6 protein-coding genes are annotated in these 3,107 nt (G+C 41.2%); 1 reads left to right on the top strand and 5 read right to left on the bottom strand.

What is annotated here, in order from left to right; translation table 11 throughout:
* Positions 1 to 85 precede the first annotated feature (85 nt).
* From RH88_RS00710 to RH88_RS00690, 5 genes are read right to left on the bottom strand one after another with little or no spacing between them, the layout of a single operon-like run.
* Positions 86 to 283 carry a hypothetical protein gene (locus RH88_RS00710; protein WP_005592752.1) on the bottom strand — a complete coding sequence of 66 codons (198 nt, stop codon included), beginning with the start codon at positions 281 to 283 and terminating at the stop codon, positions 86 to 88.
* Complete coding sequence (locus tag RH88_RS00705; protein WP_005592751.1) at positions 280 to 486, bottom strand: hypothetical protein; 207 nt, start codon at positions 484 to 486, stop codon at positions 280 to 282. The genes RH88_RS00710 and RH88_RS00705 overlap by 4 nt, the downstream gene beginning before the upstream one ends.
* A gap of 1 nt (position 487) precedes the next feature.
* The gene (locus RH88_RS00700; protein WP_005592750.1) at positions 488 to 1,168 is read right to left on the bottom strand and encodes a hypothetical protein; all 681 of its coding nucleotides are present in this window, start codon (positions 1,166 to 1,168) and stop codon (positions 488 to 490) included.
* A 26-nt stretch (positions 1,169 to 1,194) separates the two neighbouring features.
* The gene (locus RH88_RS00695; RefSeq protein ID WP_005592749.1) at positions 1,195 to 1,479 is read right to left on the bottom strand and encodes a single-stranded DNA-binding protein; all 285 of its coding nucleotides are present in this window, start codon (positions 1,477 to 1,479) and stop codon (positions 1,195 to 1,197) included.
* Positions 1,480 to 1,504: 25 nt separating this feature from the next.
* Complete coding sequence (locus RH88_RS00690; RefSeq protein ID WP_005592748.1) at positions 1,505 to 2,644, bottom strand: phage/plasmid replication protein, II/X family; 1,140 nt, start codon at positions 2,642 to 2,644, stop codon at positions 1,505 to 1,507.
* Positions 2,645 to 2,753: 109 nt separating this feature from the next.
* Between RH88_RS00690 and RH88_RS00685 the strand changes: the two genes are divergently transcribed.
* Complete coding sequence (locus tag RH88_RS00685) at positions 2,754 to 3,089, top strand: helix-turn-helix domain-containing protein (protein WP_005592746.1); 336 nt, start codon at positions 2,754 to 2,756, stop codon at positions 3,087 to 3,089.
* The last annotated feature ends 18 nt before the right edge of the window (positions 3,090 to 3,107 follow it).

Genomic DNA, 3,107 nt, shown 5'->3' with positions numbered 1-3,107 from the left:
AAGGTGTCCGTTTATTTTGGCTTTTTGTGCTTGTATGTTGCTACTCATTTTACTAATTGGAATTTGTAATTCTGGCCAATCACAATTAGTAAAATTCCCATTCGTCCGATGAACCATGTTCGGCTTCATTAAGTTGAAATGAATCATCATTGATTAGCTCATGCGGTTCATTTCCTAGGAAGTCACTGATTGCACCTGCAACGTCCCACGAGTCTTTGCAAAAGTAAGCCTTCTTTATTGAAAGAAAATACAGCGTGCCTTCACACAAAATTACTTGATTCATAATGCGCTTGATCCTTCTTGTAGTTGATGGTTGTTACCATAATCATCAAGCCCAACTTGCCAAAAGTCATAGCAGCGTGGGCATTGTTCTTCGTATAGATAAATCTGATCGTTCATAATGTATTGAGTACAAATAAAATCTATATCACCACACTGTGGACAATGATCGTGTCTCTTACTGCGTTGAGTTCGATACTTGGGCATATTAGACCGCCTTATAACCATGAGTTAAAGCCTGAGCTGTAACACCTGGTCTACGATTAAAATGCTGATCCAACGCACTGCATAACTGGTCAAGATGCATCGCCATCATTGGTGTTGATGGCCCGTTCTTGTCGTAAAATATTACCACGGCGTCATCGACTTTATTTTTAGATGTTGGTGATTTGCGTTGAAGAACTGATACACGTTTGACCATGTCATATGGTAATAAGCATCGAGGGATTGGTGGATTCACATCGTCACGAGTTGGCTTTTTAAGATCTAAATACTTAGCGTAATACGCAATCGTAGCTTGGTTTCGATTCAATTTTTTAGCACAACCAGCAGCCCCTAAAAGCCAATAGTTGTCTCTTAAAAACTGTTCTTGTTTAATGGTCAATCCTTTACAACGCTGTATGTTTAGCTTGCGAATTTGACCATCAACAGCGCATAAAGTGCGACCAAGTTCTTTGGCCGCAAATGCAGAGCTTTTACCTTGTCGTATCAGTACCGTAAGTAGTTCTGATTCCTTTTTAGACCAACTTTTTCGAGTGGTTTTTAGCTTTGGTTTTTCAACAAGAGCAGTCGTTACCGCTTTATCTGAAACGCTTGGGCGGCGAAAAAGTAAATCAGCGAAAGAACAATCAGAATTAACATCTTGTGATACGAGTGAGCAATTATCCATATAACCCCCTAGCCTATATTTAACGTTTACAAATCAACTAATTCCAATGGCTCGATAAGCATTCCAAAGCGTTTTAGCTCAAGGCCACCAAAGTTATTAACAACAAAGCTAGAGCTGTGAACGGTATAAATTCCGGCGACATGTGCTGGTTGCCCTTCTTCAAGTGATAACTTCATTAGCGTTGGAAACTTGCCACCTAGATAGGCGTAGGCTTCTTGTTCGTAGATGTTGCGATCTGGTTTGTCGTCCTTACCTTTGATTGTGCGTGTTGTGAATTTTTCATCTTCTGGGAATATTTCAATTTTTAACATGGTTATATCCTTAGTGTTTTTTTAATTAAGCGACTGCTCTAAATGGCAATACATTGGATTGGGCGACTTGAGGCATGTGATACCAGTCCGGAATCGGTAGCGGCTTAAGCTCGATAACCTCTGAACGTTTGAGTGTTGGACAAAGGCGACTAACATCGAATTGTTGGCCGATATCGATACCAATTTTTCTTAAGCGGGCTTTGTGCTCGTAGAATTGCGATTGACTTAGCGTGTGACGTAAATCGGTGCCGTGCTGCCAAAGCGTGAAATAGTTCATGGTGGTATTGGCTTTGCGAAGAGTATCCACAACTCCTGCACCAATTAATTGCTCTGCGATTGATTGATGCGTGTCGTTCGTTGCATGTAGTGTTTGCATGGCGTCCTCCATCGTCGTTAGGTGTTTGTAAAAGTCTTGTTCAGTAACCATTCCATAAAATTGCAAGTCATGTCTTTTCAGTAGTTTTTGTCTGAGGCTGTGTTCTTCACGGACAACGCCGTGCTCTTCGCAATAATCAATAAGAGTTTCTAAGTACTTGATGTGATCTTGTGTGGTCTTGTTGCTGCGCTTGTATTTCTTAAGACGGAGTAGCATTTCAAACGCCTTGCAATAGAGCTTAAGCATTTCCCATGTTGAACCCTCGCCCCAGTTGCAAGTCATTCCATTAGGTTTGAGAATTGCTTCACGCCCTCGCCCCATAGCGACGGAAGACATGCCGCGAATAAATGAAAGTTCATTTCCACGACCAACCATGTGGTTACGTGTCCAGTCAATAAGCGTTATTTCCGCGCCATTGCCAATGAGTGACGACGACTTACCATCCGGAGTTTGACGGTGATAAGCACGAGTATTTTTAGTGAATGGCGGCAGATCATATTTCGCGAGGATGTGGTTATAAATTGCTATGCAATCATCGAGTGACGTTAAACCGAAAAGATTATCCATGCGTTGCCAGCGTGACGGGTTTCCCTCGACACGAATCCGGTTGCCATTACATCGGATTGTTAGCTTTGTACTAAATGAACCTTCTAAGATTTTTTGGTTGACGCTTGGCGGAAGCTTTTCGCCAGATTCCATATCAACACGCTCAATGACATGAGTACCAACAAAAGGTAATCCGCCTTCTGGATGGTCTTGCTGGATAAAAAGCTGGTCAATGAAAAACATAATAGAACTCATGCATGCAATAAATACAACTCAAGAGTACAACCAATAAATCACACATACAAGAAAATGTAGTAAAATAACTCACAGATGCTATACGCAGGTCAAAAAAATGAACTTAGGTGAGAATATAAAGCTCAAGCGTGAGCTGTTAGGAATATCGAGAGCTGAATTGATAGATCGTTCAGGAGTGTCAACAGCTCAAATGTCACGAATAGAAAGAGGTGAGCAAAAAAATCCGAATTTGGAGACGTTAGTGGCAATAGCTACTGCATTAAATACGTCAATCGATGAGATCGTATTCGGAGAAGAAAGCGCAAGCAGTTCATATCTAGGAAAAGTGATCGAAAGCCTACCCGACGGCAAAAAGGCATTCATAAAAGAATTAGTAAAACTTACTGTGATGAGTTCGTCTTCAGAGGAACTCGATAGAAATTTAAAGCAGTAAAATTCCGGAATTCCGGAG

It is taken from the genome of Vibrio scophthalmi LMG 19158, from assembly GCF_000222585.1.
Classification (GTDB): Bacteria; Pseudomonadota; Gammaproteobacteria; order Enterobacterales; family Vibrionaceae; genus Vibrio; species Vibrio scophthalmi.
This window is presented reverse-complemented; position numbering and strand designations above follow the sequence as displayed.

What these genes read in the sequence shown, in the direction of transcription:
- RH88_RS00710 (WP_005592752.1), bottom strand. Translation starts at nt 283, where the DNA reads ATGAATCAAGTAATTTTGTGTGAAGGCACGCTGTATTTTCTTTCAATA.
- RH88_RS00705 (WP_005592751.1), bottom strand. Translation starts at nt 486, where the DNA reads ATGCCCAAGTATCGAACTCAACGCAGTAAGAGACACGATCATTGTCCA.
- RH88_RS00700 (WP_005592750.1), bottom strand. Translation starts at nt 1,168, where the DNA reads ATGGATAATTGCTCACTCGTATCACAAGATGTTAATTCTGATTGTTCT.
- RH88_RS00695 (WP_005592749.1), bottom strand. Translation starts at nt 1,479, where the DNA reads ATGTTAAAAATTGAAATATTCCCAGAAGATGAAAAATTCACAACACGC.
- RH88_RS00690 (WP_005592748.1), bottom strand. Translation starts at nt 2,644, where the DNA reads ATGTTTTTCATTGACCAGCTTTTTATCCAGCAAGACCATCCAGAAGGC.
- RH88_RS00685 (WP_005592746.1), top strand. Translation starts at nt 2,754, where the DNA reads ATGAACTTAGGTGAGAATATAAAGCTCAAGCGTGAGCTGTTAGGAATA.